Origin of the sequence: Bartonella sp. TT121SHDZB, from assembly GCF_042193415.1 — a bacterium.
Lineage (GTDB): Bacteria > Pseudomonadota > Alphaproteobacteria > Rhizobiales > Rhizobiaceae > Bartonella.
This window is the reverse complement of sequence record NZ_JBHILR010000046.1, coordinates 1-964: the sequence shown is the minus strand read 5'-3', so window position 1 is coordinate 964 and position 964 is coordinate 1. Positions and strand designations below refer to the sequence as shown.

1 protein-coding gene is annotated in these 964 nt (G+C 36.4%); it reads right to left on the bottom strand.

From position 1 onward, the window contains the following. A partial coding sequence (locus ACFIKI_RS08380; RefSeq protein WP_375666752.1) for a type ISP restriction/modification enzyme occupies positions 1-964 on the bottom strand: 964 nt, incomplete at both ends.

Sequence of the window (964 nt, the reverse complement as noted above, 5' to 3'; positions counted from 1 at the left end):
ATCTTTTGTTATGGTTTCATTAGGATAAGCTGCTTTAAAATGATCTAGCCCTTCATCCGTAATGGCATCATGCCTCTGTAAACCAGTACTTTTACTTTCTTCTGTAGAATTCGTAAACAAATGGGATTGTTTCTCACTTTTATTTTTTGAAACCGTAGTATCTTCGTAAATATAGCGTGGAAAGCATTGACTACCACCTTCCATCATATTAACATCAGATACAACTTTAGTCATAAGTACAGAAAAGTCTTTCTTTGCTCCTATACCTGTAATTTGTATCATTCTGTTTTCAACTACTTGTCCTATCGGAAATATTCGCATCTGATAAGCGCCATCGCAATTTAGAGCAGCATCACAATAAAGCCACTGTCGTGTAAAAGGGCGATAAAGACTTTGTGTAAGGCAAGCTTCTTCAAAGTTGAAAGACTTTCCTTTTACCAAGTCTCGTTTGAGATTATAACTCCAACTGATTTTTCTTTCATCTGAGTTTACGAAACTATCTATAGCATTGGTACGTAACTTATGATCAGCATGTGAATAGCTATTATTAAAACGTTCAACCTCACTGTTATAAAAGGCAATCATATTACGCATATTTTTTGCTAGTGTTTCACGGCTTGAGTTATACGCCCAAGCATCACGGCTTGTCATAATGCCACGAGAAAAATTTTCAAACAGCTTTTGATCATGTCCTTTTTTATCACCTAGAGCTAGAAACGTCTTGAAACTATCATCGCGTTGACTAAGCCAATCACCGTATTCGTCTGGTGTAATTATTTGCCAGCCTTGTTCACTTCGTGTAATACCATCAATGCTACCAAGGGATTCAATTATCGTAAGCTTTTCTTTTCTCGTGAGATAATCTCCAATATCACGGAAATATATCTTACCATGCTGTTGAGATTCTGGATTTTTTACGAGAATGGAGATAGCAATAGGGGTTCGTGATCCAGAACCAAAAATT